Source organism: Ruminococcus sp. FC2018 (genome assembly GCF_000621805.1).
Lineage (GTDB): Bacteria > Bacillota > Clostridia > Oscillospirales > Ruminococcaceae > Hominimerdicola.
Window position 1 is genome coordinate 1 of the sequence record NZ_JHXH01000029.1, and the last position, 3,061, is coordinate 3,061.

Below are 3,061 nucleotides of genomic sequence, written 5' to 3' on the forward strand. Positions count from 1 at the left end.
TAAGAACTTCAAAGCAGCTCTCTCATCACGCCGCCTGATATCTGCCTATCCAAGATTTTGGGTATTTTATGACTGCACATTTCTTGACAAGTCCAAAATACAAGCTGCGGTATGTGCTCAACAGCCGTGAGGATTTTGACATTGTAGCTATGCTGCACAAGCGTGGTCTGTTTCACAGGTTTAAAGACTTTGACCGTGCAGCAAAATTCTATCAGCTTGTAAGATTCAGCTATGCAAGCGGTCTTGACAGCTTCGGCAGCCAGCCGCACTCCCTGTGGTCGGACTTTCCGATGATAGATCTCGCTGCAAGGAGACTGCAGAAAGTGGTGATCGAAAACAAAGACTTTGAAAAGCTCATCAGGCAGTATGACCGCCCTGTGAGCTTTTTCTATTGTGATCCGCCATATTTCAATACCGAAAGCTACTACAAGGATGTAGGCTTTACAAGGCAGGATCACCTAAGGCTCAGGGATTCACTTGTAGCTATCAAGGGTAAGTTCCTTGTTTCATACAACGACTGCCCTGAGATAAGAGAGATATGGGATCAGCCGGGCATACGCATAGAAGCCATAACACGCATAAACAATCTCGCACAGAGATATGAAGGCGGCAGCGTGTACCCCGAGGTCTTTATCTCAAATTACGATACGAAAGAACGACAAAATATGACCAGACAGCTCAATCTGTTTGATGACTTTACTGAAGGAGGACTTTACTATGAACGATAAGATAATACTTGCACAGAACATAAAAGGCACAGGAAAGGCTACATTTGAGGGACTTTATGATATTGACGATGATCCCGTTACTGTTGTAGTTGACAAGAATGATGACGGTGTATACATCGTTATCTACAAGGACATAGACGATGAGGATGAATACGATGACGAAGATGAGGACTATGATGACATAGATTCGTGCAGCATCTGCGAAGATTGTCTTCGTGAAGAGTGTTCCAAGCACGATAACTGCGATGACTGCCCGATAAGCCATTGCTGTGAATCAATGTTTGAAAATGATGATTAAAGGGGGGTGATGAAAATGTGCTTGACAAAAGTTCACTGTGAGAATCATAAAGAGCCGCAGGACTACAAAGGAAAACTGCTGATCATTAAGCCGCAGGTGCTTGAGCCGCCGTTTCGGCAGAAGGAGGCTCAGTATTTCTTTGCACAAAACGGCTTCGGGTGTGATCCGAACAGTCTCGGTACTGCTGTGTTCGGACATTTCCTTGCAAACGGTCAAAAAGCAAGGCTTGAGCGCTCCGACTTTCTTGGTATAGCCGATAAGTCGCAGCTTCCAATCTGGGCAGCCAACCGACTTGAACTGCTCGAAAAGCCGAGTATGAAGATAAGGGTGTTTCAACTCAAGGAAGCAAGTCCTCTGACCTTTATGAACTTTGAGGAGAGCAGCTTGTCAGCAGCCCACAGGATACGCTCGTCTGTGCCCTCTGTGAAAACGATGGTCTTTTTGCTTGCTTTCAGATTGTCGATAAGCTTATCAAACATTCCCATTTTGATATACCTCCAAATTTAAAAATCTTACCCAATTATTATTCCACACCCGCATGCATTTTTCAAGAGCGAGATTGTAAAAATAATGCGCGCCGCTTCCGCCAAAACAGCGCACATTTTGTTAGCCATATCAATAAAGTGCCGTCATTACCCAGTCGTCGTCCTCCAGCTCGTACGGCGTGCGGCAGTAGGGACACTCCTTCACATTGTACGCATCAAAGCTTGCGCCGCACGACGGACAGCTTACCGCCCTCATCGAAAAACCAAGCTCGGTAGCCTTTTTCAGCCGCTTTCTCATACTCATACGGAACTTGTCGCACTTGAGTACTATCTTGCCCTTTTTGTTGAAATGCAGACAGTCAAGAAACAGCGTGGTCTGAACCTCGCACACATCGCCGTTTATCTCGCAGCTGTTGACATTGAGGTTGTATATATCCGCCTCGATTATATCAGCCGCTTTTTCGGGGCACTCACACTTGCAGCAGGCAAGCTGTGTCGGGTCGCTGCTGTAAACAGCCATACGAAACAGCGCTATCGCTTTGTCGCGGAAATACTCGCCCGAAAATTCGGGGTCGTGCTTTTTTATCTTGTTAAGGCGGTAAAGCGTCGTTACCGTTCCGCTGCCGCCCCTTGCAGTCTTGCCTATAAGAACGAAAGTCTCAAACAGCTTTTTCATACAAAACAGAATAAAGCCGACAATACCGCCTGCAAAGAAAGCGGCTATAATTCTCATCACTAATTGGTCGCCGAGGATAAAAGACATTATTATCAGCGGGATAATGCACGCCGCCATAAATATTGCAGCCTCACGTTTATTCTTATTATAGCGATCTGTCCTGTCCTCATGCCTTGTGATAAAAAAGTTGCTGACCTTGGGGTAAAGCTCGCTCATAACAAACTTTGTACCGCAGTATTCGCATCCGTCTTCAAGCTCACCCAGCGTCGACGCCGCACCGCAGTGCGGACAGCACAGCGGCATACTCTTGTCGGGCTGCGTGCCGCCCTTTAAGTCCTGTATCACCGCAGTAAGACCTATCTCATTGGTGTCCTTGTACGCCTGATACTGCTTGCTGCCTATGCTTCTTGTCATGTTCAGATTTCCGCTGACTATGCTGTTGGCAAACACCCTGTCGCTGTAAGAAATGCCCACCGCGTTGTTCTTGTCCGTGCCCGACGACCCTTTCATTGCGCACTGCATACCAAGCCCCAGCGAGTTCATCTTCTGCTTTTGCAGCTCCAGCGCAAAGCGCAAGTCCTGACTTGCAAGCTGCGGCATCTCACCGCCGCCGTACCAGCCCGAAAGCTGCTGTACGAACTGTTTGTACGCCTCGGCAGGCACAGGTGCGCCCGTAAATTCCATATCAAGTATCTTCATTAGTTCTTCACCTTTTCATTTGTGTTTTTTCGTGTTTGACAGAATTCTGTTTAATTATACCACACAGCATTTCGTTTTTCAATACCTGTTATAAAAAAGGTGACATTTGAGTATGTCGGGGACGATAAACAGTCAGAGATGATCATCAGGACACTTATTAAAGACTATATGGAAT

The 3,061-nt window shown here is 46.6% G+C and carries 4 protein-coding genes; 2 read left to right on the top strand and 2 right to left on the bottom strand.

The features are described from left to right. Positions 1-83 precede the first annotated feature (83 nt). Both T494_RS13110 and T494_RS0111500 read left to right on the top strand, forming a co-directional pair. Positions 84-728 carry a DNA adenine methylase gene (locus T494_RS13110; RefSeq protein WP_242836446.1) on the top strand — a complete coding sequence of 215 codons (645 nt, stop codon included), beginning with the start codon at positions 84-86 and terminating at the stop codon, positions 726-728. Beyond that, the gene (locus T494_RS0111500; RefSeq protein ID WP_028506414.1) at positions 718-1,026 is read left to right on the top strand and encodes a hypothetical protein; all 309 of its coding nucleotides are present in this window, start codon (positions 718-720) and stop codon (positions 1,024-1,026) included. Before T494_RS13110 ends, T494_RS0111500 begins: the two co-directional genes overlap by 11 nt. Before the next feature lie 332 nt (positions 1,027-1,358). Here T494_RS0111500 and T494_RS13970 read toward each other — a convergent pair whose 3' ends face one another. After that, a complete protein-coding gene (locus T494_RS13970) occupies positions 1,359-1,511 on the bottom strand; it encodes a phosphate acyltransferase (protein WP_242836447.1) in 153 nt (50 codons plus the stop codon). 130 nt (positions 1,512-1,641) lie between these two features. Further along, the gene (locus T494_RS0111510) at positions 1,642-2,886 is read right to left on the bottom strand and encodes a hypothetical protein (RefSeq protein WP_028506415.1); all 1,245 of its coding nucleotides are present in this window, start codon (positions 2,884-2,886) and stop codon (positions 1,642-1,644) included. Positions 2,887-3,061: the final 175 nt, after the last annotated feature.